23 protein-coding genes are annotated in these 24,746 nt (G+C 50.2%); 6 read left to right on the forward strand and 17 right to left on the reverse strand.

Translation table 11 applies throughout. From position 1 onward, the window contains the following. The first annotated feature begins 2 nt into the window (after window positions 1–2). Both C7B16_RS02675 and C7B16_RS02680 read left to right on the forward strand, forming a co-directional pair. A complete protein-coding gene (locus C7B16_RS02675; RefSeq protein WP_000901999.1) occupies window positions 3–443 on the forward strand; it encodes a PTS sugar transporter subunit IIA in 441 nt (146 codons plus the stop codon). Window positions 444–499: 56 nt separating this feature from the next. Beyond that, entirely contained in the window at window positions 500–1,726 is a 1,227-nt protein-coding gene (locus C7B16_RS02680; RefSeq protein ID WP_107179323.1) for a polysaccharide deacetylase family protein, read from the forward strand. 3 nt (window positions 1,727–1,729) lie between these two features. On the opposite strand, the gene panD is transcribed toward C7B16_RS02680, so the two are convergent. Then, window positions 1,730–2,110 carry an aspartate 1-decarboxylase gene (gene panD / locus C7B16_RS02685; RefSeq protein WP_000621515.1) on the reverse strand — a complete coding sequence of 127 codons (381 nt, stop codon included), beginning with the start codon at window positions 2,108–2,110 and terminating at the stop codon, window positions 1,730–1,732. A gap of 273 nt (window positions 2,111–2,383) precedes the next feature. On the opposite strand from panD, the gene C7B16_RS02695 reads away from it, so the two are divergent. Further along, entirely contained in the window at window positions 2,384–3,304 is a 921-nt protein-coding gene (locus C7B16_RS02695) for an Rpn family recombination-promoting nuclease/putative transposase (protein WP_105276082.1), read from the forward strand. Between the two features lie 68 nt (window positions 3,305–3,372). Continuing rightward, window positions 3,373–3,582 (forward strand): hypothetical protein, encoded by a 210-nt coding sequence (locus C7B16_RS02700; RefSeq protein ID WP_107179324.1) that lies wholly within the window; start codon window positions 3,373–3,375, stop codon window positions 3,580–3,582. A 70-nt stretch (window positions 3,583–3,652) separates the two neighbouring features. On the opposite strand, the gene panC is transcribed toward C7B16_RS02700, so the two are convergent. The 16 genes from panC to thpR all read right to left on the reverse strand — a co-directional run bounded on the left by panC (window position 3,653) and on the right by thpR (window position 19,417). Beyond that, a complete protein-coding gene (panC, locus tag C7B16_RS02705) occupies window positions 3,653–4,504 on the reverse strand; it encodes a pantoate--beta-alanine ligase (RefSeq protein WP_000905373.1) in 852 nt (283 codons plus the stop codon). 11 nt (window positions 4,505–4,515) lie between these two features. After that, window positions 4,516–5,310, reverse strand: coding sequence for a 3-methyl-2-oxobutanoate hydroxymethyltransferase (gene panB, locus C7B16_RS02710; protein ID WP_000805500.1), 795 nt, complete (start codon window positions 5,308–5,310; stop codon window positions 4,516–4,518). Window positions 5,311–5,582: 272 nt separating this feature from the next. Beyond that, window positions 5,583–6,830, reverse strand: a complete 1,248-nt coding sequence (locus C7B16_RS02715) for a fimbrial-like adhesin (protein ID WP_107179325.1) — start codon at window positions 6,828–6,830, stop codon at window positions 5,583–5,585. Between the two features lie 190 nt (window positions 6,831–7,020). Beyond that, on the reverse strand, window positions 7,021–8,313 hold the full coding sequence (locus C7B16_RS02720) for a fimbrial protein (RefSeq protein ID WP_258182521.1): 1,293 nt from the start codon (window positions 8,311–8,313) through the stop codon (window positions 7,021–7,023). 9 nt (window positions 8,314–8,322) lie between these two features. Further along, window positions 8,323–8,901, reverse strand: a complete 579-nt coding sequence (locus C7B16_RS02725) for a fimbrial-like protein (RefSeq protein ID WP_107179326.1) — start codon at window positions 8,899–8,901, stop codon at window positions 8,323–8,325. Window positions 8,902–8,932: 31 nt separating this feature from the next. After that, complete coding sequence (locus C7B16_RS02730; protein WP_107179327.1) at window positions 8,933–9,514, reverse strand: fimbrial protein; 582 nt, start codon at window positions 9,512–9,514, stop codon at window positions 8,933–8,935. A gap of 12 nt (window positions 9,515–9,526) precedes the next feature. Next, window positions 9,527–10,087 (reverse strand): fimbrial protein, encoded by a 561-nt coding sequence (locus tag C7B16_RS02735; RefSeq protein WP_105224690.1) that lies wholly within the window; start codon window positions 10,085–10,087, stop codon window positions 9,527–9,529. A 23-nt stretch (window positions 10,088–10,110) separates the two neighbouring features. Then, window positions 10,111–12,702, reverse strand: a complete 2,592-nt coding sequence (locus C7B16_RS02740) for an outer membrane usher protein (protein WP_107179328.1) — start codon at window positions 12,700–12,702, stop codon at window positions 10,111–10,113. 86 nt (window positions 12,703–12,788) lie between these two features. Then, window positions 12,789–13,520, reverse strand: coding sequence for a fimbrial chaperone (locus C7B16_RS02745; RefSeq protein ID WP_052463032.1), 732 nt, complete (start codon window positions 13,518–13,520; stop codon window positions 12,789–12,791). A gap of 82 nt (window positions 13,521–13,602) precedes the next feature. Then, complete coding sequence (locus C7B16_RS02750; protein ID WP_001035584.1) at window positions 13,603–14,172, reverse strand: fimbrial protein; 570 nt, start codon at window positions 14,170–14,172, stop codon at window positions 13,603–13,605. A gap of 464 nt (window positions 14,173–14,636) precedes the next feature. After that, window positions 14,637–15,116: a 2-amino-4-hydroxy-6-hydroxymethyldihydropteridine diphosphokinase gene (gene folK / locus C7B16_RS02755; RefSeq protein WP_000215161.1), complete on the reverse strand. Its 480-nt coding sequence runs from the start codon at window positions 15,114–15,116 to the stop codon at window positions 14,637–14,639. Then, the gene (gene pcnB / locus C7B16_RS02760) at window positions 15,113–16,510 is read right to left on the reverse strand and encodes a polynucleotide adenylyltransferase PcnB (RefSeq protein WP_206196644.1); all 1,398 of its coding nucleotides are present in this window, start codon (window positions 16,508–16,510) and stop codon (window positions 15,113–15,115) included. Before pcnB ends, folK begins: the two co-directional genes overlap by 4 nt. Before the next feature lie 59 nt (window positions 16,511–16,569). Next, complete coding sequence (gene gluQRS / locus C7B16_RS02765; RefSeq protein WP_258182522.1) at window positions 16,570–17,466, reverse strand: tRNA glutamyl-Q(34) synthetase GluQRS; 897 nt, start codon at window positions 17,464–17,466, stop codon at window positions 16,570–16,572. Window positions 17,467–17,532: 66 nt separating this feature from the next. After that, on the reverse strand, window positions 17,533–17,988 hold the full coding sequence (dksA, locus tag C7B16_RS02770) for an RNA polymerase-binding protein DksA (protein ID WP_001155227.1): 456 nt from the start codon (window positions 17,986–17,988) through the stop codon (window positions 17,533–17,535). Between the two features lie 177 nt (window positions 17,989–18,165). Further along, entirely contained in the window at window positions 18,166–18,870 is a 705-nt protein-coding gene (gene sfsA, locus C7B16_RS02775; protein WP_000396058.1) for a DNA/RNA nuclease SfsA, read from the reverse strand. Window positions 18,871–18,886: 16 nt separating this feature from the next. Further along, window positions 18,887–19,417, reverse strand: coding sequence for an RNA 2',3'-cyclic phosphodiesterase (gene thpR / locus C7B16_RS02780; RefSeq protein WP_001294671.1), 531 nt, complete (start codon window positions 19,415–19,417; stop codon window positions 18,887–18,889). A gap of 73 nt (window positions 19,418–19,490) precedes the next feature. On the opposite strand from thpR, the gene hrpB reads away from it, so the two are divergent. Beyond that, window positions 19,491–21,920, forward strand: a complete 2,430-nt coding sequence (gene hrpB, locus C7B16_RS02785; protein WP_107179330.1) for an ATP-dependent helicase HrpB — start codon at window positions 19,491–19,493, stop codon at window positions 21,918–21,920. 148 nt (window positions 21,921–22,068) lie between these two features. Further along, window positions 22,069–24,579 (forward strand): bifunctional glycosyl transferase/transpeptidase, encoded by a 2,511-nt coding sequence (mrcB, locus tag C7B16_RS02790; RefSeq protein ID WP_107179331.1) that lies wholly within the window; start codon window positions 22,069–22,071, stop codon window positions 24,577–24,579. Window positions 24,580–24,746: the final 167 nt, after the last annotated feature.

Below are 24,746 nucleotides of genomic sequence, written 5' to 3' on the forward strand. Positions count from 1 at the left end.
CGATGTTAGGTTGGGTCATTACCTGTCACGACGATCGGGCGCAAGAGATACTGGATGCGCTGGAAAAAAAATATGGCGCACTTATCCAGTGCCGGGCAGTGAATTTTTGGCGTGGTCTTAGTGCCAATATGCTTAGCCGAATGTTATGTGATGCCCTGCATGGGACGGATTCCGGCGATGGCGTGATCTTTTTCACGGATATCGCGGGCGCAGCGCCTTATCGCGTTGCGTCTTTATTAAGCCACAAACATTCCTGTTGCGAAGTGATTTCTGGTATCACGCTACCGTTAATTGAACAGATGATTGCTTGTCGTGAAACAATGTCGAGTGCAGAGTTCCGCAATCGCATTGTCGAACTGGGGGCTCCTGAAGTCAGTAGTCTCTGGCATCAGCAACAAAAAAATCCCCCCTTTGTGCTAAAGCACAATTGGTTCGAGTATTAAATCGCATTCCGATTTTGCTACACTAACGGCGTTGTTTCTCGCCTGGTTGTTTCCTCATGATTAAACAGTTTATTTTTCTACTGCTGCTGGTTTCATCTGGTGTCGGCGCAGCGCTTCCCATGCGTTATATGCAAACCACTCAGGATGCGGCTATCTGGGGTAAAATTGGCGACAAAACGGTAACTGTTGGTAACATTCGCGCCGGGCAGATTATTTCGGTCATGCCAACCGCAGCCGATTATTATGAATTCAACTTTGGTTTTGGTACGGGATATATTGATAAAGGTCATCTGGAACCGGTACAAGGGCGGCAAAAAGTTGAAGATGGCCTGGGGGATTTACATAAGCCACTGAGTAACCAAAATCTTATTACATGGAAAGATACTCCGATATACAACGCGCCTGATGCTGGCAGCGCACCATTTGGTGTGCTGGCCGATAATTTGCGTTATCCCATTATTAATAAATTGAAAGATCGCCTGAATCAAACCTGGTATCAAATTCGTATTGGCGAACGTCTGGCCTATATCAGTGCGTTAGATGCGCAGCAGGATAATGGTATTCCTGTATTGACCTACCATCATATTTTACGCGATGAAGAGAATACCCGTTTTCGCCATACTTCGACCACAACGTCGGTACGTGCATTCAATAACCAGATGACCTGGTTGCGCGACAGGGGATATACCACGTTAACCTTGTATCAACTGGAAGGATATTTGCATAATTCGATAAATCTTCCAGCTCGCGCGGTTGTGCTGACTTTTGATGATGGCTTAAAATCGGTAAGTCGCTATGCGTATCCTGTTCTGAAACAATATGGTATGAAGGCGACGGCATTTATTATTACCTCGCGTATTAAACGTCACCCACAAAAATGGAATCCGCAATCATTACAGTTTATGAGTATTTCTGAACTACGTGATGTCAGCGATGTTTTTGATTTCCAGTCACATACCCATTTTTTACATCGGGTTGATGGTTATCGACGACCAATATTACTCAGCCGTAGTGAGCACAATATTCTGTTTGATTTCGAACGCTCACGCCGGGCGCTGACGCAATTTAATCCGCATGTATTGTATCTTTCTTACCCGTTTGGCGGATTTAATGATAAAGCGGTTAAAGCGGCAAATGAAGCCGGGTTTCATCTGGCGGTGACCACCATGAAAGGTAAAGTTAAACCGGGGGATAATCCGTTGTTGTTAAAACGGCTTTATATCTTAAGAACGGATTCGCTGGAGACAATGTCGCGGCTGGTGAGTAACCAGCCGCAGGGGTAATACTCAGGCAACCTGTACCGGAATGGCTTTTGCGGTACGTTTCATTTCGTTGTCGCCTTCAAAGTAGGCGACGTTTGGCCGCCAGGTACGGGCTTCTTCATCCGGCATGGTGACGAAGCTGGCGATGATCACAATATCACCGACGCTGGCGCAGTGGGCCGCCGCACCGTTGACAGAAATAATTCTCGAACCGCGTTCTGCCGCGATAGCGTAGGTGGAGAAACGCTTGCCGTTGGTGACATTCCAGATATCGATGGCTTCGTTTTCGAGAATACCTGCTGCGTCAAGAAAATCCTGGTCAATGGCGCAAGAACCTTCATAGTGCAGGTCCGCATGAGTCACTTTCACGCGGTGGAGTTTGCCCTGCAGCATCGTGCGAATCATAACTTCTACCTTTCTACCCTGTCGTTAACGAAGCAGGCGATGCCTGCCTTGAGAAAATTCTCACGCAGTATTGCCCGATTTTTGTTTAGTGTCTACTCATCTGAGGCCATTTACAGCGGGAGTTTGCGTGCCGCGCCGAAGCCCGCTATGCAACTCCTGTAACCGATTGAAATTTCTCTGAACGCTGCTCGGTAAACAATAAAGAGACGGCTGACGACGGTATACATTGACTGGATACTGCCTTCACGCAAGCCAACATGGAAGACAGGGAAGATGGACGCACCAAGTACCACTCCGCATGACGCGGTTTTTAAACAATTTTTAATGCATGCGGAAACGGCCCGCGATTTCCTGGAGATACATTTGCCAGCGGAATTACGCGAGCTGTGTGATCTCGACACGCTGCATCTTGAGTCGGGGAGTTTTATCGAAGAAAGCCTGAAAGGGCATAGCACTGACGTACTCTATTCTGTGCAAATGCTGGGTAATCCCGGCTATCTGCATGTTGTGATTGAACATCAAAGCAAGCCGGACAAAAAAATGGCCTTTCGCATGATGCGCTACTCTATTGCCGCCATGCACCGACATCTGGAAGCGGACCACGATAAGCTGCCGCTGGTGGTGCCGATTCTGTTTTATCAGGGCGAGGCCACGCCTTACCCACTCTCGATGTGCTGGTTTGATATGTTTTACTCACCGGAGCTGGCGCGACGTGTCTATAACAACCCTTTCCCGCTGGTGGATATCACCATCACGCCAGATGATGAAATCATGAAACATCGGCGGATTGCGATTCTCGAACTGCTGCAAAAACATATTCGCCAGCGCGACTTAATGTTATTGCTGGAGCAACTGGTCACGCTGATTGACGAAGGGTACACTAGCGGAAGTCAGTTAGTTGCCATGCAAAACTATATGCTGCAACGCGGTCATACTGAACAAGCGGATTTGTTTTACGGTGTGGTGAGAGACAGGGAAACGGGAGGGGAGTCTATGATGACGCTGGCGCAGTGGTTTGAAGAGAAGGGTATTGAGAAGGGTATTGAGAGGGGAATTGAGAAGGGGATTCAGCAGGGAAGACAGGAGGAAAGGCAAGAATTCGCCCAGCGTTTTCTGAGTAAAGGGATGTCTCGGGAAGACGTTGCAGAGATGACGAATTTATCTCTTGCTGAGCTTGATAAGCTAATTAACTAAGTTGCCGGCATTATCAGTTATAGCCAGATAATGATTATTATTAACTGACCAGATAATTAAGGGAACCTATGGACATAAAGACACGGAGAGAAACCAGGCAGACGTTGGCGCAGTGGTTTGAAGAGAAGGGATTTCAGAAGGGATATAAAGAGGGACTCCAGAAGGTAAGACAGGAATTCGCCCAGCGTATTCTGAGTAAAGGAATGCTTCGTGAGGATGTTGCAGAGTTGGCAAATTTACCACTTACAGAGATTGATAAGCTAATTAACCTTAACTAAGTTACCTGTGTTATGACAGATGACGTGGCAATTAATAATTGGCGCTATCAGCCGTAGCGCCAGTTAAGTATTACGCCAGTTCGACCATTTTATTGTCGATCAGGCGAGCATCGCCAAGCCAGGCGGCAATCAGAATCACTGCCCGTTTGCTTTTTTCAGTGACTTCCAGCAACGTGTCGGCATCGCGAATCTGAATATCATCGGCGCGGAAGCCTTTTTCATTCAACTCTTGCCCAGCAATGGCGATAATTTCATCGAGATCCCGCTCTCCAGCCTGCAATTTGTCAGCAATCGAACTTAAAACTTTGTACAGACCTGGTGCAATTTTGCGTTGTTCTGCCGTCAGATAACCGTTACGGGAGCTGAGCGCAAGGCCGTCTTTCGCGCGCATAATCGGCACGCCGACAATCTCAATATCAAAGCCCATATCAGCGACCATTTTGCGGATCAGCGCCAGTTGCTGAAAATCCTTTTCTCCGAAGCAGGCGATGTCTGGCTGGACCAGGTTGAACAGCTTGCTGACGATGGTCGACACGCCACGGAAATGTCCCGGGCGGCTGGCGCCTTCCAGCATAGTGGAAAGGCCGGGAACATCAACATAGGTGTGGGTTTCTGTACCGTTCGGGTAGATCTCTTTTACCGATGGCGCAAAGACCAAATCCACTTTACGCTTGTTTAACTTCTCGCAATCTTCCTGCAAGGTGCGCGGGTAGCGCGCCAGATCTTCCGGGCGGTCGAACTGCATTGGGTTAACGAAAATGCTAACCACCACCACATCGGCGCGGGCTTTGGCTTCGTCGACCAGTTTCATATGGCCATCATGCAGGTTACCCATAGTGGGCACCAGTGCCACGCGCTTGCCTTCCATACGCAGGCGGCGAATTTGCTGACGCAGCAGCGGCAGGGTTTCGATAATTAACACAACGTCACTCCTTAATGGAAACTGTGTTCTTCGCCCGGATAGACGCCGGACTCCACTTCAGCCATATACTGCCGCACCGCAGCACGGATGTCGCCCGTTTCAGCGAGGAAATTTTTGGCGAATTTAGGAATGTGACCACCGGTAATGCCGAATGCATCGTGCATCACGAGGATCTGTCCGTCAGTGACGTTACCCGCACCAATGCCAATGACGGGGATCGCCAGTGCCTCGGTAATGCGTTTTGCCAGCTCAACGGGTACACACTCCAGTACCAGCAATTGTGCACCTGCGGCTTCTAGTGCTAACGCATCGCTGAGTAATTGGTCGCCAGCCTCATCACCACGCCCCTGCACTTTGTAGCCACCAAAAATATTCACGGACTGTGGCGTTAAGCCTAAGTGACCACATACCGGCACGGCACGTTCTGTCAGCATTTGTACCGTTTCTACCAGCCATGCACCGCCTTCAATTTTGACCATATTGGCTCCGGCACGCATTACCCTGGCAGCGTTTTCAAATGCCTGTTCCGGCGTGGCATAAGCCATAAAGGGGAGATCGGCCAAAAGCAGGCAGTTTGGCGCACCGCGACGCACGGCGGCGGTGTGATAGGCGATATCTTCAACTGTTACGGGAAGGGTGGAATCATGTCCCTGAACGGTCATACCTAGCGAGTCACCTACCAGCATCACGTTAAGGCCTTCGTCAGCAAACAATTTGGCGAAGCTGTAGTCGTAAGCGGTAATGGTCGCGAAGCGTTTTTTTTCCTGCTTGTATTTTTGAAGCTGCGAAATAGTCGTCGGTTTCATAACGTATCCTGATGGCTAAAGTGCAATTATTGGCATTCTAGCAGCCATATCGGGTGGGGCAATCATTTCGGTACGCTCATATCATCAGTTAACTGATGATATGAGCTGAGACTGATGACGAACGCAAAATTGCCTGATGCGCTACGCTTATCAGGCTTACATGGCGTATCACAATTTATTGAATTTTTTCACAATTTTATAGGCTGGATAAAGCGTTCGCGTCGCATCCGGCATGTAACAACGAACACTTTTCCAGCAATCTGATCTGTCTATCAAGGATAAGTTATCTGGAATCTGCTGGTGGCCTCGAAAGCGCCTCCCTTGATAGTCGCATTACCGTCTTGTTGCAATGTTGCCTGAAACTCAAGCACCTGCGTTGTTCCCTGGCCTTTGCCTGGGTAGATGCCACCTGAAGTATCAATTTCATCTTCATATGCTTTATACACAGAGGTTCCCACGTTAGGTTCGAGAACCATTTTTTCACTCACACGGTTTTTTAACCCTTCGATCAGAACACCGACGCCTTCTGCGGCATTGGAACCAGTCAACGTATTAGTGATTAATTTTTTGTTTTGCACCCCAATGTTTCCAGAGGACATTTTGGTTTCAATATTTTGCACACGAATACAGTTTTGTAGGGATATTTGAAAAGGTACTGGAGTTGCACCATTTTTGATCTGACCGGTTGTATAGCTGCCAAGTTCAACAGTCGTTCCATTGACTGTTTTTCCTGTAATCACTGAGGAAAAACAGGTCGGAAGTGATAAGGTCACATTCGCTAAATTGAAGTTAAAATAGATACTCCCACTGTACCCTTGAACCGTTCCCCCCGCATTCTCGGCCTTAAAACTGTAAAGGTAATCGCTGCTGCTGAGTAATGTTATTTTTTGGCCTGCTGTAGGGGCGAATGTCGTACCTGAATAAAATTCAACAGTAAAGTCTTGAACAACGCCACCTATTCTAAAAAATTTTGGAGTAAAACGGCCATTCAGTCGCTCACAGGCTCGTTGCAGATCGGCATCATGGAATCTAAAGTGGAAAGTTTGTGTTGGTGCATCCCCGATAAATATATCCGGAACGTCAGCGGTTGTATTATAAGCTGTCCATATAGTTGATATTTTTAATGTATAATACAGTCCTGTAACGGATGTTTTGAATAATTTATGTCCCCCGTAAACGAGCCCTGAATCAACCATTTTATTTCTGACAGTGATAGGGCCGCCAGTAGCACTGGAATGTGCTGTACAATATACACTGCCACTGTCATGGGTATCCTGATTAGGCCAGCGTAATTGTACCCCTGTCGGGCCGAGTTGAGTTGGGCGGTAAAATACCAGGTTATTACTGCTCCCGGAATACTGGAAATTTGCGCGGCCATTTCTTTCCGGCGGTACACCATCAGGCCCCGCACCAACAATAAAATCGACGGTTGCGTTACAGACACAATTAACAAATAGAAGAATGGTAAAAATAACAAATTGTAGAGTAGTTTTCATACGCACTCCATTGCAAACACTCATTGCATGAGTATTTGATATTTAGTGATAGTAAGATTTAATCAGCATAATGCTGGTTCCCTTTTGCGTAGCTAACATCATTTATTAATATAATAGAAATGATATAGAGTTATGATTTTTTAATTTATCAGTGTAGTTTTGTGGCACAAACCGCTTACTGCCAGGCGCAGTGCGCGCCTGGCAGTCAGTAATATCAGGGATAAGTCATGGAGAATGTGCCCGTGGCTTCAAATGCGCCTGCGGTGATCACCGGGGTGGGTTGATCCTGCACGAAATCGGGAACCAGTTGCGCTTCAAAATCCAGGATATGTTCGACCCCAGGGTGCGTCACATCAATGGCATTAACGTCAATCCAACCGTCGGGGTTAGTCGCCGACTCATATTCTGTATAAACGGAATATGGATTATTAGGATAAAGCTGTTCCGCTTTACCGGTCGCGGCATCGTTCAGGCCGGTAATTTTTACCCCAATTCCTCCGGCGGCATTGTTTGTCTGTTGGTTACCCAATAGCCTGACGCTGTTTCCGGTTTTTGTGGTGGACAGTTTCGTTATTATGCTTCCAATCCCCACACAGTCTTTTAATGCTATCTGGAACTGGCGTTTGGAATTACTGGTTCCGTTACTAATATCCGTGGTTAAAACATTGCCAAAATCGACGGTGTTGCCTTTAACATTTGTACCTGCAACGGCATCGGCATAACAGGTTGGGGCCGTAATCATCAGACCAGGGTTTCTAAACTCAACCACTAAATAATACCCTTGCCCATGGGTGCTGCTTCTGATGCTAAAACCGGGGGAATTTGTTGAAGCGAAACCACGGGTATCAAGGGTAGCGTTCCTGTCAATCTCCGCCTTAAATGAATCGTAGTTACCGGAAGCGCCGCCATTATATGTAGCGGGCTGATAGTCGCTGTCGAGGTAATAGGTGGTTCTCACCTGGAAAGTGAGTTGTTGATAGCCTGTACATTGTGATGGGTCGACAACATGGCCCGAGAATTCATCTTTATGGGTTCCATCAGCAAGAAGGCTGTGTTCCGCTCCTATGCCAAATGTAATGCCAGGGCTACTGAAATTAAGGATTTCGACCGACACATAGACGCCTTGTATCGTTGTCTTAAATAAGGGTTTGCCACCATACTGTTTGCCTGAGTTAATCAGGTTATGGTAAATCTCCGAAGCAGATTGATCTCCGCTGGACGCGTCGCCAAAATAACAGTAAATCATATTGGATGTGGAGTTCGATATCATGTATACGCCTAACGGCTTAATCAATCCTGGTGCAGGCTGCCCTCCGGCAGAAGCGGGTTGTGTTCCATTAGGGAAAATATTGATTATAACATCACCATCATCATTTGGTTCGCCGTAGCTAATACGTGTTCCCGCCCATGTTGAAAATACAGTGCCTGTGCTGATCAATAATACCAGGCTAATTACTGTTTTACTCAGTTTGTTAATGATCATCTGAATCCGCTCTTTATTTTTCATTCCATTGAATTAATCGTACCAGGTATCTACAAGTACACTGGTTGCCACTTTTCCGGCAGTGACAGAGGCAATATCATCAACTTTTTGCATTCGGGTATAAAAAGCCCAGGTCGAGTTATTCAGACTCTGTGCATTAACCGTATATATAGACCGTGAAATACCTGCAGGAGACCAGACGTTAAACATATTGCTGCGATCGTGCGTTGAAAAAATCACCACGCCAACATTTTTGGCGCCATTGACTTCCTCATTCGGAAAAACTTGTTGCGAGCCTGCTGCAAAAGCGCCGTTTTTAGGTTTGAAATCCAGATGCAAATTTGTGGTCCCTGTAGGGGCACTCCCGGAACAGTTATACAAATGGATAAAGAATTCCTGACCCCCTGAAAAATATTGCTCCGCCGTAATGCCGCTGGCGAAATAACCCAGGCTCACCGTACCTAAATCGACCGTCCCGCTGTTGCTAACGGATACCGTGCAGGTGGTGCTCAGCACTTTTGCGTTAAAGTCGACACTCACATCAGCCAATGTACTGGCGCTAAATAGCGCAGCACCAATGATAAGAGTGGTAGATAAACCGTGCTTTTTCATAACGTCCCTTTTACACAGGCTGCGCTGTAAATCACTTATAGGTAATATCAAATACTGCCTGGCTGGAAAACTCACCGGCAGTGACGTCCGCGTCAGCCTTACCGCTATCGCGGATTAGCCGTGCGCTGAGCGGCACGGTCACGCTTTTGCCGACTATCGTGACCGGGAACGCGTTGGCGGATTTACACTTCAGTTGTGTGCCGCTTTTAGGGGTTGCTGACCCCCAGACTTCAACGGCGACTGCTGCTGCTTTCGGGGTTGCAACGGAGGAGTTGGCAAATGCTTCTCCTGCGCCTGCTGCACCATCACAGGTTGAACCACTGGCCGGTTTCAATGTCAACTCAGCGCTGGGCGTTGCTGCGCAGTTGCTGAGTATCAGATTGAATGATTTTGCTTTGTTTCCGCTGATCACTTCCGGGATGAAAACATCCTGAAAATCAATGTCGGTAACTGTCTTTGAGTTTTCCTGTAGTTCGGCGCTACAGGTTCCCGCTGTGACTTTTGTCACGACGGTAAGATCCAGGGAATCCGTGGTGGCATTGGCGGTATTCATCCCAATGCTGAAGCATGCCATGGCGCTGACGATGTAGCAGGCTAAAGTTGTTTTTTTCATTGTGCTACCCCGTTATTCATAGGTGAAGTTAAACGTGACTTTGGCGCTGAAATCACCGATTGTGCCCTTATCAGCCTGGGTTTCTCGCATTACGGCAGCCAGTTTTAATCCGCCGCTGATTTCAGCAGTTGTCCACGTGATGTTTTCATCGTTCTGAACTTTAAAAAATGTGTCAGTTGACGTACTGGCCCGACGGAAACCGACACCGATACTGCCCGTTAACCCTGGCCCACCAGCGAGAGGGATCGCCAGGTTCATCCCCGCGACACCGGTTTTTTTCTCTGCCGTGATGGTAGAAATGATTTTGCTCGGGCTCCCCGTACAGTTTTCCGTTTTTAAGGTAAATTCACCTACCGTTTCGGGGCTTTTCGCGCGTAACTGGTCGAGCCTGATATCAGGAATGACCAGCTTATAGGCGTCAGTACCTGTTTTAGACGTACCGGTTCCTTCCAGTTTGATATCACAGGTCGGCTGTATAATATCGGCCCTGAATTTAACGTCGACATCAACGGCCAGTGCCGAGGCTGAGAGCGTCAGCACGGCGAGTGCCAGAGGAATATTTTTCCGTGTCATAGGTTATCCATATCTCGCGGATTTTAGTGAGTTGCAGATACCGTACAGAGTACGTTATCCAGTGACAGGGTCTGGTTGCCGCGCTGGTCAGCAGCGGATGCCGGAACCTGATAGCGCGCGATGCAGTGCTGCGAAACGTTGTCCTTATCGGACCAGTTCACCTGCAACACGCCCTTATCTTCGATACCACGCACAAAGGCCTGGTTGTTCTGGCCGATATAGCCCAGAGATTGCCCTTGCTCATTGGTGATATTGGCGGTAAATGGCAGAGGTTCGCCATCGCTACGACGCATCGTGATCATCGCTGAGCGGCCCTGATCGGTTTCGAAACTGGTCATGGTAATGGCCCCGTAGCGCGGAACCGTTTGTGAACTGGTGCTCTTAAGCTCTACGTCGTTTTCCAGCTCCTGAATATCGAGCGTGATGTTGTTTTCACGGTACGGAGAGGCGGACGTGGCGACGCCATAACCCCAGCGGTCAATGGTGTTACTGCTGTAGTTGATTCGTGCGCCATGCGCTCCTGGGGCTTTCACCAGGACAAGCGTATCGGTATCGCTAAAGCTGTGATTGGTATACGTCAGCCCGCCACCGTGCAGGACAAAGCCGCCATCGGTGCTGAGAGAGAGCTGACGGCTGTGGTCAGTGTCAGCCGATGCTGAGCCAGACCATGTACCCCATTGCGATTCATAGCTGAGATAACCGCCAATATCTGCCAGATTGGAACTCTGCTTATTGGTGGAGTAATTGGTATTCACGCTGTAGTTATATTTTCCATCGCCGCTGCTGCCGTTGGCGCTGGCGCTCAAACGATGGCTGCCGTTAAAGTCAGTGCTCATACGGCTGTCGAGATACTGGAAGCCGCTGTCGCGATGTTTACCGCCCAGTAATTTTTCCAGCGGAATGCTGAAACTCAGATAGAAACTGTCATCCTGATCGCCGTCTTCATTCCAGGTGCGTTGTACTGTGGCACTCCAGGTTCCCCAACTTGTCCCTTTGCTGTAGCCCATGGAGTACGTGCTCTGGCTATGGCTTCCGCTCCAGTAATCCGTCCAACTACCATTAAGATAAAACGAGCCGTAATCGACCTCCTCGAACATCAGCGGCTGGTTGAGACTGATAGTGAACTGATTGCGGGTACGCTGATAATTCCCCATTGTGCGTTGCTCGTCTGGCGAGCTGTGTCTGGCATCATCCTGTAACGTCAGGGCATCGTTCAGCCCCAGGTAATTACTGGTGGAATAGCGATAGGCGGCCAGGTTTAGTGAGGTATTGGTGGCACTGAACATTTTGTTCCACGAAATACGATAGCTTTGCCCGGTGTAGGTTTGATCGTTGTAGATATTCGCCTTCGACTGAGTGACGTCCAGCGATACTGCGCCGATGCTGGTGTTTACGCCCAGCCCCAGCAGCACGGCCATAAAGTCAGCATCGGTGAACTGGATACCCGTATAGCCGGTGAAGGTGTTGTTGATACCGTAGTAGAATGACCCTTGCAGCAAGTTATAGTCTTCGCGCAAATCGTCGCGAACGATTTGCCCGCCGCTGAGATCCCAACGCCCGACGCCCGGACGCAGCATCTGCATAACCGAGGAGAACGGTTGTGAGAATGTCCGCCGTGAACCGTCGGCTTCTTCAATGGTGACCACCAGATCATTGCCGTAGCCAGAAGGCATAATGTCATCAATGGCGAATTCGCCAGGCGGTACGGTTCCTTCGTAAATTTTATAGCCGCCCTGGGTGATGGTGACTTTGGCGTTACTGTTTGCCACGCCGCGGATCACCGGGGCAAAACTGGTCATGGAAGGCGGTAACATGCGGTCGTCGCTGTACAAGCGTGCGCCTTTAATGCCGACAGAATCGAAGGTTTCCCCGGTGGTGTAGGTCTCCCCGACCACAAGTTGAGAACGAATAAATGGCAGCTCGCGCTGCATATAGCTGTTCTGGATATCAAAATTACCGCCAACATCCTGCTGCCAGCTATAGTTACCGTTGCTTCTGAAATGCCAGTTCCCGAGGTTAAGCCCTGCGTTGAGTGCAGTATAGAACGACTGAGTTTCATCACCCCGGCGCGTGTTGCGCCAGCCGTTCATACGGTAGGACAACATGGCGGCACTGATGCCGTCTTCCCATAATGACGGGTCGATATATCCCTGATAATTACTGAGGATCCAGATCTGCGGAACCGTGATATCCAACTTCTGATCGTTAGTATCGAAATAGACTTCTGACTGTGGGATCGCCCGCGCCAGATCGAGACAATCATCAGCTTCCGCTTCGCCTTTGCGTAATACAGCCTCTCCGTCTTTGAGATCCGGCTGTTTAATATGCAACTGATTGAGCATTTTACGAGAAATACAGGCGTCGGCACTTTTCTTGCCGGTATCAATAAGTTCTACGGTCATGCTCGTTGCGGCACTTTCATTGACGTAGACTTTTACGTCATAGCTGCCGGGCATAGCAGGGTTACCGTCGGAATAACGCGACAGGTCAATCCCCTGGGCAGAACTCCCCATCAGGAAGCTGGGATCGTATTCAATACTTTCTGCCGCATTGGCAGCATGGCCATAAATGCAGGCAAAAATAACGGCAATCCGTGTCAGTTTACAATGAGTCATCTGTTTTTTCTTATGCTCGACGTTGTAATCATTCAGTCAATAATTAATTCAAGATATTTACCCTGGCGATAATGTAATTCGTGAGATTACATATTTGCTTCGCCTTTTATTTCACTGCCGTAATCACTAATAGCTGAATAGTGTAATTTAGCGCCGCCAGGGGAGGTATTCAGACCCTGTACTGTAAATTCGGCATCGCTTTTTGGCGCAACCATTGTGGCGTCTACGATATATTTTTTATTTCCCGACTGCACTTCGACAGACGAGAAGGAAACATAATAAGGCGTTGGGTTCGTTACTTTTATTTTATTTCCATTCCAGCGCCAGGTTAATTGCTCTGGCGCTTTGAAATGCTCACCGGCTAATCCATCAGGGCGATAGAACAGTTTGATACGGGTACGGAAAGCCAGTTGCAGGACATTTTTATTTTCAGCTTCTTTTGCCTGCATTTTGGGTGGAACTTCCAGCACGTTAAACCAGTACACACTTTCCCTGTCTTTCGGTAATGCCTGCGTACCGGTATAGGTGATGGTAACGGTTTGGCCTTTTTTCGGGTCTATGCGTGAGACCGGTGGGGTCGCGTTAAACGGGACTTTGATCAAAGCCGGGTCTACATTGTCATCACCGGTATCAAGCCAGGACTGCACCAGCAATGGGCGAGAGCCTTTATTTTCCAGGCGAGCAGTGATCTTTTTGTCGCTTTCTTTATAGATGATGCGCGTACCGTTGATAACGATATCGGCCTGGGTTATGGGGCTGAATGCCGTAAGCGTTGCACCGACAACGATAGCAGCGATAGTCTTGTTATAATTCAACATGTTATCTCTCCCTGAAACATCTCTAAATCCTGAAACAGGGGATGTAACACATCCCCTTGTGATTTTTACAACGGTAACGCTATTACTGATAAGTCAGGGTATAGGTTGCGTTGGTTTTCACCGGGCCGCTGGTGACGGTTGCGGTTGAAGAAGATTTCACATAGGACGCCATATAGCTGAAGGTGGCGATATGGCTGGTTGAATCGATAGGAGAAGAAATTTTGCTTGAAGGATCGTTTACTTTAACCAGTGCCGGGGTGGTGGCGGAGACATCGTGAAGTGCGATGTTGACACCTTTAGCCGGGCCGCTGATGGAGTTGTCGTTTTCCAGAGTACCCTGGGTGGAGCTGTGGAAAGTAGAGGTAAAGCTCATTGTTGCCGTTTTATTTGCGGCTGCATTGGAGCAGTTTACTGAGATGCTGATTGCTGCCGGGTATGCACCCAGCGCTTTGTCATTCAGCGCTGTAATATCACTTGGTTTCGCGGTTTTCAGGGTGATGTTAACATCGTTGCTGCCACCGTTAACGGTTGCCGGGCAGGTTTCATCAGAAACCAGACCGTTGATATTGATTTCACCACCATCCACAGCCATTGCATTACCAGCAGAAAAACAGGACGCTGCCAGAACAACCGCCAGAAGCTTCTTGTTCATTATAATTCTCCATAAAATATTAAATGAGTTAAAAAATGATACGTAAAGTTAATTACGGGATGGGCAATATAATAGGAGTGTGTTTTTTTGTAAAATATTGTTTTTATATTAATGGGTTATTTGTATTTCTATATTAAATATTATTTTTATAATGAATATTATGTGTGGGTTTTTATTTCTGTGATGAATTGTTTGGCGGCAAATATGGCAGGGTAAGTGGATGAAAGATATATATATTCTTTCTATTTCATTTAAATGGCTCTAAATCGTTTTAAAAGTCAATATTTATCATTGTTAGAATAAATTAAATTACATTTAAGATAAAATTATGTGTAATTGGTTAAAGTTTGATGTCAAAGCGAACGGGGGAAATAATATTAAATTAGAGGATGTTTTAATTATTTTTTTGTGCGTATTTTTTGTATTACGCGAAAGCGGGGCTAATTAATACAGGAGAACACGTATTACCAAAGAGAAGGGCGCGGAAATTGTGCATCAGTCAGTAACCGGGCAAGCGTGTGGTTATCCGGGAATACGAGACCTGGCGCAATCTCAAACAGCGGCCAGAGCATAAAACCACGATTCTTCATATCATAGTGCGGAACAGTGAGGCGTTCAGTGTTAATCACCGCATCACCAAACAGCATGATGTCGAGATCTAACGTGCGCGGCCCCCAGCGTTCGGCCTTACGAACGCGGCCTTGCTGCAATTCAATACGCTGTGTGTGATTGAGTAACTCTTCAGGTGCGAGAGTTGTTTCCAGCGCCACGGCGGCGTTTAAGTAATCCGGCTGATCTTGTGGCCCCAGCGGAGGGGTGCGGTAAAACGAAGAAACGGCAAGAATGCGGCTTTCAGGAATTTCACCGAGTGCTTTCACGGCAGCATTGACCTGCTCCAGCGGAGAGGCCAGATTGCTGCCTATGGCAATATATGCCACTGTCATGTGGTGCCCTCGCGACGCGGTGCGCGTTTGCGCGGACGACGAGTACGACGGCGCTGTGCTGGTTCTTCATCCAGCTCGGTGAGCATCCCTTTTTGATCTGGTGGCGCAGAAACCTGGAATTCACCCCACCATTTCGCCAGACGTTGCAGCTCAGCGTTGCGTTCCACTTCTGCACGCAGTGCCAGCAGGTCGTAAGCGGCGCGGAACTTCGGATGCTCCAGCAGTTTCCATGCACGTTTGCCCTGACGACGGGACATGCGCAACTGCAACTGCCAGATATCGCGAGTTAGCGTAGTCAGACGTTTCGGGATCGCCAGTGAACGGCAGGCTTCGTCCAGCACATCGTTCATCGCCAGCGCGAAAGCATCGTGATAGGTAAGGCCGCTCTCTTGCGCGATTTTTTGTGCCGTCTCCAGCAGTGGATACCAGAACATGGCGGCAAACAGGAACGCCGGGTTAACGCGCATATCATTATGGATACGCGTATCAGTATTTTTCAGTACCTGCTCAATCATCCGCTCCATTGGGCTGTCGCCATTTTCCGTGAAGTAACGGGTAATGGTCGGGAACAGCGGCTGGAACAGATGATATTCACACAGCAATTTATAGGTTTCGTAACCGTAGCCTGCTTGTAGAAGTTTGAGTGATTCTTCAAACAGGCGTGCCGGTGGGATATCGTTCAGCAGGGTAGCCAGGCGTGGGATCGGTTCTGCGGTTTCCGGGCTGATACGCATACCCAACTTGGCGGCAAAACGTACCGCGCGCAGCATACGTACCGGATCTTCACGGTAGCGCGTTTCCGGGTTACCAATCAGGCGAATCACGCCGTCTTTCAGATCTTTCATGCCGCCAACGTAATCACGGACGGTAAAATCCGCGACGCTGTAATACAGGCTGTTGATGGTGAAATCGCGGCGCTGGGCGTCTTCTTCGATGGAACCGAATATGTTGTCGCGCAGCAACATGCCGTTTTGCCCACGCTGGGAGGTCGTGCGGTCGCTGACGTTGCCTTCGTGGTGCCCACGGAAGGTTGCGACTTCGATAATTTCCGGACCAAACATCACGTGAGCAAGACGGAAACGGCGACCCACCAGACGGCAGTTACGGAATAGTTTGCGCACCTGCTCAGGCGTGGCGTTAGTGGTCACGTCGAAATCTTTCGGCTTTTTGCCAAGTAACAGGTCGCGCACGCCGCCGCCAACCAGCCAGGCTTCGTATCCCGCTTTATTGAGCCTGTACATTACCTTCAGGGCATTTTCACTGATATCTTTGCGGGAAATAGCATGCTGTTCACGCGGGATCACCGTCACCTGTGGACGGGCGACTGCCTGTTCAGCCTCGCTCTCCTCGCGGCTTAGCACCTTGCGGCAAAAATTAGCGACTCGGGTAAAAATAATACACCTCGGTAGTGTCAAACATCATTCAGGACAAAAAAATAGCGGCTAATCATAGCTCAGCATGACGCATTTGAGAATGTTGAATTTACAATTGCCGACTCAGGTACGGCGGTCAGCGTCCAGTTTTTGACGGCTGACTGAAGGATTTGCTCGACGCTGAAATCCTGCCAATGTGTTTCTGCCTGCTGACCAAGAAATTGAAGTGCCGCGATTAGTACCGGGCGCGGGTCGCCTTTTGGTAACGCAGGCGCATGATTCTGCTTGGAAAGTTTAGCGCCTTGTGCGTTAAGCGCCAGCGGCAAATGAATGTAATCTGGCGCTTGCCAGTCAAAAAGCTGGTACAGCGAGATTTGCCGCACTGTGGGTTCAATCAAATCTGCGCCACGGACAATTTCAGTCACGCCCTGAAAGTGATCATCAACCACCACAGCCAGGTTATAGGCAAACAAACCATCACGGCGATGAATAATAAAATCTTCCTGCGCCAGTTTTTCGTCGGCGTGGATAATGCCGCGCAGTTGGTCAGTGAACTGCATGACCGGATGCACCTGCCGAATACGTACAGCCGCGTTGTCCGGGCCATGATGCAATTCACGGCAATGACCGTCGTAGATACCGCCAATACTGTGAATACGTGCGCGCGTACAGGTGCAGTAATAACTTAGTCCTTGCTCACGTAACCAGGCGAGGGTTTCACGATAGGCGTCGTGACGTTGGGATTGCCAGAGAACATCGCCGTCCCAGTGCAGGCCGTAATGTTCCAGTTGGCGCAGGATAGTCTCTGCGGCACCGGGAACTTCACGGGGTGGGTCGATATCTTCAATGCGTACCAGCCAGCGACCTTGCCGGGCGTGTGCTTGCAGATAGCTGCCAAGCGCAGCGATCAGAGAACCAAAATGAAGCTCGCCGGAAGGTGAGGGGGCAAAGCGCCCAATATAGTGTGTGTCTGTCATCTCTTTGAACAAAAAATAAGGCGGGAGCATTTCCCGCCTGTGGTAAACGTGATGGAACAGCTTTAATTAGCCAGCCATCTGTTTTTCGCGAATTTCAGCCAGCGTTTTGCAGTCGATGCACAGATCGGCTGTTGGGCGCGCTTCCAGACGACGAATACCAATTTCAACACCGCAGGATTCGCAGTAGCCGAAATCTTCGTCTTCCACTTTTTTCAGCGTCTTCTCGATCTTTTTGATCAGCTTACGCTCGCGATCGCGGTTACGCAGTTCGAGGCTGAACTCTTCTTCCTGGGCGGCACGGTCTACCGGATCCGGGAAGTTGGCGGCTTCATCCTGCATATGTGTAACGGTGCGATCGACTTCATCCCTGAGTTGATTACGCCATGCTTCCAGAATACGACGGAAGTGCGCCAGCTGGGCTTCGTTCATATACTCTTCGCCCGGCTTCTCCTGATATGGCTCCACCCCAGCGATGGCGAGAATACTCAGGGACGATGTTTTACGGTTTTGCCCTTCTTGCATGTTGCTTCTCCTTAACACGCACTATCGATCCCCATGTTCGGGGGAAAAATGAGGCCGCTATAAATAGCAGATGCTTTTCCGGATAGCAATTATCTAAACGTAACACTTGACAACTGTGTGAGGAAAAGCGTATTTGCGCACGCGACCAGAATGTAAATTAACCAGTTACTTATTCAACTACAGAGTAACGGGCAGTGATTTTTTAAGAGCCATACCTTCAGCAGAAAGTTCCGCCTTATAAGCCAGAATTTCTACCCCCCTCTGTTGAGCCTCTGACAATAGTTGCGCGTATTTCTCATCGATGTGGCGCGCGGGTGAAAACCGTGTAATGGCTGAATGTAGCACGGCGAAAAAAATCACTGCACGCTGGCCTTCAGCCGCTACGCTCATCAACTCCCGAAGATGTTTCTGACCTCGTTCAGTCACTGCATCGGGAAAGTATCCCTGTTCGTTTTCCGCTAACGTAACCGATTTCACTTCAATATAGCAGTCAGGTCGAAACCTCGCCTGTAACATGAAGTCAACACGGCTGCGTTCGGCACCGTATTTTACTTCGCTTTTCAGCGAGCTATAGCCTGACAGCTCCGAAATATTCCCATTAAGGATAGCCTCTTTCGTCAATCTGTTTGCCCAAAGTGTATTGACGCAAATAAATGCACCGTTTTGGCTTTGGGTCAGTTCCCAGGTGTGCGGATATTTCCTTTTTGTGTTGTCGGAAGTTGAATACCAGACGGTATCTCCAGGTGTTGCACAACCGGTCATCGCGCCAGTATTCGGGCAGTGTAGCGTTAATTCCTGGCCATCTGGTGTGATCACATCGGCTAAAAAACGTTTATAACGTTGAACCAGCGTGGCGCGTTGTAGAGGGGGTGAAAATTCCATTGCGATAAAACCCTTGTTATTGCGTCAGTGTCCAGCGTTTTAGCGGCGTGTAGCGTGTGCGTCCTCGGGCAAACGAGGAAGCGTAAAGGGTGAACTCCGTCACCGCATACGACCAGTTAAAGCCAGGCGGCGGGATTGTCACCGCCTCGCTGGCATCGCGCAATAAGGTGATATGCGGATGAAACGGTCGATTGCTTTGAAAACAACCACTGCGCGCTGCTTGTGAACGAAGCATATTCGCCAGTTGGATTAATCCGCGCGGCGGCTGGCGCATACCAAGCCACACCACGCGAGAACGTAGCCACTGACCGGCGTCATCAAGCGTTAGTGTGAAACCGGGTTGACGAATCCGTCCGGCCAAAAGTGAGAGCGCCTTCTCTTTCTCTGCGCTCACTTCGCCTAAAAACGCCAGCGTCAGATGCAAGTTCTCAGCGGCAACCGGACGCCCCGCTTCTGGTGGAAACTGTGCGGCGCGCCAGTGGATAATCTGTTCGCGGATTTCTGCAGGTAAGTCGATGGCAAAGAACAGCCGTTGCGGTTCAGACATGTCAGGCACTCGGTTATGAATTACCGCGATGCTACAATGCGCCGCGAAGAATGTTAACCCTCAGGAGCGTTTTGTGTCGTCGTTGCCCGTTGCTGCCGTCTTACCTGAATTACTTGCCGCCCTCGATTGTGCACCGCAGGTGTTATTAAGCGCGCCGACCGGAGCCGGGAAATCGACCTGGCTGCCGCTGCAACTGCTGGCGCATCCTGGTATTCGCGGGAAAATCATCCTGCTGGAGCCGCGGCGTCTGGCGGCGCGTAACGTCGCGCAACGGCTGGCGGAGCTGCTTAACGAAAAGCCCGGCGATACCGTTGGCTACCGGATGCGTGCGCAAAATTGCGTCGGGCCGAATACCCGTTTGGAAGTCGTTACTGAAGGGGTGTTGACGCGCATGATCCAACGCGACCCGGAACTAAGCGGCGTCGGTCTGGTGATCCTTGATGAGTTTCATGAACGCAGTCTGCAGGCGGATCTGGCGCTGGCGTTGTTACTCGATGTGCAACAAGGGCTGCGCGATGACCTGAAGCTGCTGATTATGTCAGCCACGCTGGATAACGAGCGCTTACAGCAAATGTTGCCGGAAGCCCCCGTTGTTGTTTCCGCAGGACGTTCGTATCCGGTGGAGCGCCGCTATTTGCCGCTGCCTACACATCAACGTTTTGACGAAGCCGTTGCTGTCGCCACCGCCGAATTGCTACGCCAGGAAGCAGGATCTCTGCTGCTGTTTTTACCTGGCGTCGGGGAAATTCAGCGTGTGCAGGAACAACTGGCTTCGCGTGTAGGCAGTGATGTGTTGCTTTGTCCACTGTATGGCGCATTGTCGTTGAACGATCAGCGAAAAGCGATCCTCCCGGCACCACAAGGGATGCGCAAAGTGGTGCTGGCAACCAATATTGCTGAAACCAGTTTAACTATCGAAGGTGTTCGCCTGGTGGTGGATTGCGCCCAGGAAAGGATGGCGCGCTTTGATCCGCGAACGGGTCTTACACGGTTGATTACCCAGCGAGTTAGTCAGGCGTCGATGACGCAGCGTGCCGGGCGCGCCGGGCGACTGGAGCCGGGCATTTGCCTGCATTTGATCGCCAAAGAACAGGCGGAACGCGCCGCTGCACAAAGTGAACCGGAAATCTTACAAAGCGATCTCTCCGGTTTGCTGATGGAATTACTGCAATGGGGATGCAGCGATCCGGCGCAGATGAACTGGTTGGATCAACCACCAACGGTGAATCTACAGGCTGCGAAACGCCTGTTACAGATGCTTGGCGCGCTGGATGGCGAACGACTTAGCGCGAAAGGGCAAAAAATGGCGACGCTGGGTAATGATCCGCGGTTAGCCGCTATGCTGGTGAGCGCGAAGAGTGATGATGAAGCCGCTACCGCCGCAAAAATTGCCGCCATTCTCGAAGAGCCGCCCCGCATGGGGAATAGCGACCTGGAAGTGGCGTTTTCCCGCAATCAACCGGCCTGGCAACAGCGTAGTCAGCAACTGTTAAAGCGCTTAAACGTCCGTGGTGGCGAGGCCGACAGTGCGTTTATTGCGCCGCTGCTTGCCCAGGCCTTTGCCGATCGTATTGCTCGTCGCCGTGGCCAGGATGGTCGTTATCAACTGGCGAACGGTATGGGAGCAATGCTGGACGCGGATGATGCCTTAAGCCGCCACGAGTGGTTGATCGCTCCTTTGTTATTGCAGGGCAGCGCCTCGCCGGATGCGCGAATTCTACTGGCGCTACCGGTCGATATTGATGAGTTAGTGCAACGCTGCTCACAGCTATTACAGCAATCTGACACCGTTGAATGGGACGATGCACAAGGCACGCTGAAGGCCTGGCGTCGGTTGCAGATTGGTCAGCTCACAGTAAAAGTACAGCCGCTGGCGAAACCGTCGGAAGATGAATTACATCATGCAATGCTCAACGGTATTCGCGATAAAGGTCTAAACGTTCTTAACTGGACGCCGGAAGCGGAGCAGCTACGCTTGCGTTTGCTGTGTGCTGCAAAGTGGTTACCGGAATATGACTGGCCAGCAATGGATGAGGCGAGCTTGCTGGCGTCGCTGGAAACGTGGCTGCTGCCACATATGGCCGGCGTACATTCGCTGCGTGGCCTGAAATCTCTTGATGTTTATCAGGCGCTGCGCGGATTACTTGATTGGGGAATGCAGCAACGTCTGGATAGTGAATTGCCTGCGCATTACACTGTGCCGACGGGAAGCCGGATCGCCATTCGTTATCATGAAGATAACCCACCCGCGCTGGCGGTGAGAATGCAAGAGATGTTTGGCGAAGCCACTAATCCGACTATCGCTCAGGGGCGCGTGCCGCTGGTGCTGGAATTGCTTTCACCCGCCCAGAGGCCGCTGCAAATCACGCGTGATTTAAGTGCCTTCTGGCAGGGAGCGTATCGCGAGGTGCAAAAAGAGATGAAAGGGCGTTATCCCAAACACGTCTGGCCGGACGACCCGGCGAATACCGCACCGACGCGACGGACGAAAAAGTATTCGTGAGGTTGGTAAACGGGCACGGGCAGTCCCTTCGCCCCGGTTCTCTCCCATAGGGGGAGGGCGAAAAGTACTTTGAGAGATATCTTCTTCTGTCTTGTCACAGAAGAATAGAAAATCGGGCTTTTGCGCCTGAATATTGCGGAGAAAATGTATGGCCGGGAATGACCGCGAGCCAATTGGACGCAAAGGGAAACCGACGCGTCCTGTCAAACAAAAGGTAAGCCGTCGTCGCTACGAAGATGACGACGATTATGATGACTATGAGGATGAAGAACCGATGCCACGCAAAGGTAAGGGCAAAGGGCGTAAGCCTCGTGGTAAACGCGGCTGGCTATGGCTGCTACTGAAACTGGGGATCGTATTTGCGGTGTTAATCGCCGTTTACGGTGTTTATCTCGATCAAAAAATTCGCAGCCGTATTGATGGCAAGGTGTGGCAATTGCCAGCGGCAGTTTATGGTCGGATGGTAAACCTTGAGCCAGACATGACCATCAGCAAGAACGAGATGGTGAAATTGCTGGAGGCCACGCAATATCGTCAGGTGTCGAAGATGACCCGTCCTGGCGAATTTACCGTGCAGGCCAACAGCATTGAGATGATCCGCCGTCCGTTTGATTTCCCGGATAGTAAAGAAGGACAGGTGCGTGCGCGTCTGACTTTTGAGGGCGATCATCTGGCGACTATTGTCAATATGGAGAACAACCGTCAGTTCGGTTTCTTCCGTCTTGATCCGCGTCTGATCACCATGATCTCCTCACCAAACGGCGAACAGCGTCTGTTTGTGCCGCGTAGTGGCTTCCCGGATTTGCTGGTAGATACTTTGCTGGCGACAGAAGACCGTCATTTCTACGAGCATGATGGTATCAGTCTCTACTCCATTGGACGTGCGGTGCTGGCGAACCTGACCGCCGGGCGCACGGTGCAGGGGGCGAGTACGCTGACTCAACAGTTAGTGAAGAACCTGTTCCTCTCTAGCGAACGTTCTTACTGGCGTAAAGCGAACGAAGCCTATATGGCGTTAATCATGGATGCGCGTTACAGCAAAGACCGCATTCTTGAGCTGTATATGAACGAGGTATATCTCGGTCAGAGCGGTGACAACGAAATCCGTGGTTTCCCGCTGGCAAGCCTGTACTACTTTGGTCGTCCGGTAGAAGAGTTGAGCCTTGATCAGCAGGCGCTGTTAGTCGGTATGGTGAAAGGTGCGTCTATCTATAACCCGTGGCGCAACCCGAAACTGGCGCTTGAGCGACGTAACCTGGTACTGCGTCTGCTGCAACAGCAGCAGATTATTGATCAAGAACTCTACGACATGTTGAGCGCACGTCCGCTGGGCGTACAGCCGCGCGGTGGGGTGATCTCTCCGCAGCCTGCCTTTATGCAACTGGTGCGCCAGGAGTTGCAGGCGAAACTGGGCGATAAAGTGAAAGATCTCTCTGGCGTGAAGATCTTCACTACTTTTGACTCGGTGGCTCAGGACGCGGCAGAAAAAGCCGCCGTGGAAGGCATTCCGGCACTGAAGAAACAGCGTAAGTTGAGCGATCTGGAAACGGCGATTGTAGTTGTTGACCGCTTTAGCGGTGAAGTTCGCGCGATGGTCGGTGGCTCCGAACCGCAGTTTGCGGGTTACAACCGTGCGATGCAGGCGCGTCGTTCGATTGGATCACTGGCAAAACCAGCGACCTATCTGACGGCCTTAAGCCAGCCGAAAATCTATCGCCTGAATACGTGGATTGCCGATGCGCCAATCGCGCTGCGTCAGCCTAACGGTCAGGTCTGGTCACCACAGAACGATGACCGCCGTTATAGCGAGAGCGGCAGAGTAATGTTGGTAGATGCGCTGACCCGTTCGATGAACGTACCAACGGTGAATCTGGGGATGGCGTTAGGGTTACCTGCGGTAACGGACACCTGGATTAAACTGGGCGTGCCGAAAGATCAGTTGAATCCGGTTCCGGCAATGTTGCTTGGGGCGCTGAACTTAACGCCAATCGAAGTGGCGCAGGCATTCCAGACTATCGCCAGCGGTGGTAACCGTGCGCCGCTTTCTGCATTGCGTTCAGTTATTGCCGAAGATGGTAAAGTGCTCTATCAGAGCTTCCCGCAGGCGGAACGCGCAGTTCCGGCACAAGCGGCGTATCTGACGCTATGGACCATGCAGCAAGTGGTGCAACGTGGTACTGGTCGCCAATTGGGAGCGAAATACCCGAATCTGCACCTGGCGGGCAAAACCGGGACTACCAACAACAACGTTGATACCTGGTTTGCGGGCATTGACGGCAGCACGGTGACCATCACCTGGGTTGGCCGCGATAACAACCAGCCGACTAAGTTGTACGGTGCCAGCGGGGCGATGTCGATTTACCAGCGTTATCTGGCTAACCAGACGCCAACGCCGCTGAATCTTGTACCGCCGGAAGATATCGTGGATATGGGCGTCGACTACGACGGCAACTTTGTTTGCAGCGGTGGAATGCGTATCTTGCCGGTCTGGACCAGCGATCCGCAATCGCTGTGCCAGCAGAGTGAGATGCAGCAGCAGCCGTCAGGCAATCCGTTTGATCAGTCTTCTCAGCCGCAGCAGCAGCAACCTGCTCAACAGCAGCAGAAGGACAGCGACGGCGTGGCGGGCTGGATTAAGGAAATGTTTGGTAGTAATTAACATTTAACTGTGACCTACCGGATGGCGTGCCGCCATCCGGTAAAATAACATCCTTCCAAAAGCATTAACCCTTTCTTTTCATCTGATTGTTTATTGACCCTTTGGTTGCTTCTCTGATGGGTACTGCTTGCCATCGTCTCGCCGTTTCGAATATTATTTCATCTTTA

Origin of the sequence: Escherichia sp. 20412-1, assembly GCF_003027595.1 — a bacterium.
Lineage (GTDB): Bacteria > Pseudomonadota > Gammaproteobacteria > Enterobacterales > Enterobacteriaceae > Escherichia > Escherichia marmotae.

What these genes read in the sequence shown, in the direction of transcription:
- C7B16_RS02700 (WP_107179324.1), top strand. Translation starts at nt 3,373, where the DNA reads ATGGACATAAAGACACGGAGAGAAACCAGGCAGACGTTGGCGCAGTGG.
- C7B16_RS02745 (WP_052463032.1), bottom strand. Translation starts at nt 13,520, where the DNA reads ATGTTGAATTATAACAAGACTATCGCTGCTATCGTTGTCGGTGCAACG.
- panB (WP_000805500.1), bottom strand. Translation starts at nt 5,310, where the DNA reads ATGAAACCGACGACTATTTCGCAGCTTCAAAAATACAAGCAGGAAAAA.
- C7B16_RS02725 (WP_107179326.1), bottom strand. Translation starts at nt 8,901, where the DNA reads ATGAAAAAGCACGGTTTATCTACCACTCTTATCATTGGTGCTGCGCTA.
- C7B16_RS02740 (WP_107179328.1), bottom strand. Translation starts at nt 12,702, where the DNA reads ATGACTCATTGTAAACTGACACGGATTGCCGTTATTTTTGCCTGCATT.
- C7B16_RS02730 (WP_107179327.1), bottom strand. Translation starts at nt 9,514, where the DNA reads ATGAAAAAAACAACTTTAGCCTGCTACATCGTCAGCGCCATGGCATGC.
- gluQRS (WP_258182522.1), bottom strand. Translation starts at nt 17,466, where the DNA reads ATGACAGACACACACTATATTGGGCGCTTTGCCCCCTCACCTTCCGGC.
- dksA (WP_001155227.1), bottom strand. Translation starts at nt 17,988, where the DNA reads ATGCAAGAAGGGCAAAACCGTAAAACATCGTCCCTGAGTATTCTCGCC.
- C7B16_RS02735 (WP_105224690.1), bottom strand. Translation starts at nt 10,087, where the DNA reads ATGACACGGAAAAATATTCCTCTGGCACTCGCCGTGCTGACGCTCTCA.
- C7B16_RS02715 (WP_107179325.1), bottom strand. Translation starts at nt 6,830, where the DNA reads ATGAGTGTTTGCAATGGAGTGCGTATGAAAACTACTCTACAATTTGTT.
- C7B16_RS02720 (WP_258182521.1), bottom strand. Translation starts at nt 8,313, where the DNA reads ATGAAAAATAAAGAGCGGATTCAGATGATCATTAACAAACTGAGTAAA.
- C7B16_RS02750 (WP_001035584.1), bottom strand. Translation starts at nt 14,172, where the DNA reads ATGAACAAGAAGCTTCTGGCGGTTGTTCTGGCAGCGTCCTGTTTTTCT.
- panD (WP_000621515.1), bottom strand. Translation starts at nt 2,110, where the DNA reads ATGATTCGCACGATGCTGCAGGGCAAACTCCACCGCGTGAAAGTGACT.
- C7B16_RS02675 (WP_000901999.1), top strand. Translation starts at nt 3, where the DNA reads ATGTTAGGTTGGGTCATTACCTGTCACGACGATCGGGCGCAAGAGATA.
- folK (WP_000215161.1), bottom strand. Translation starts at nt 15,116, where the DNA reads ATGACAGTGGCATATATTGCCATAGGCAGCAATCTGGCCTCTCCGCTG.
- sfsA (WP_000396058.1), bottom strand. Translation starts at nt 18,870, where the DNA reads ATGGAATTTTCACCCCCTCTACAACGCGCCACGCTGGTTCAACGTTAT.
- thpR (WP_001294671.1), bottom strand. Translation starts at nt 19,417, where the DNA reads ATGTCTGAACCGCAACGGCTGTTCTTTGCCATCGACTTACCTGCAGAA.
- C7B16_RS02695 (WP_105276082.1), top strand. Translation starts at nt 2,384, where the DNA reads ATGGACGCACCAAGTACCACTCCGCATGACGCGGTTTTTAAACAATTT.
- mrcB (WP_107179331.1), top strand. Translation starts at nt 22,069, where the DNA reads ATGGCCGGGAATGACCGCGAGCCAATTGGACGCAAAGGGAAACCGACG.
- C7B16_RS02680 (WP_107179323.1), top strand. Translation starts at nt 500, where the DNA reads ATGATTAAACAGTTTATTTTTCTACTGCTGCTGGTTTCATCTGGTGTC.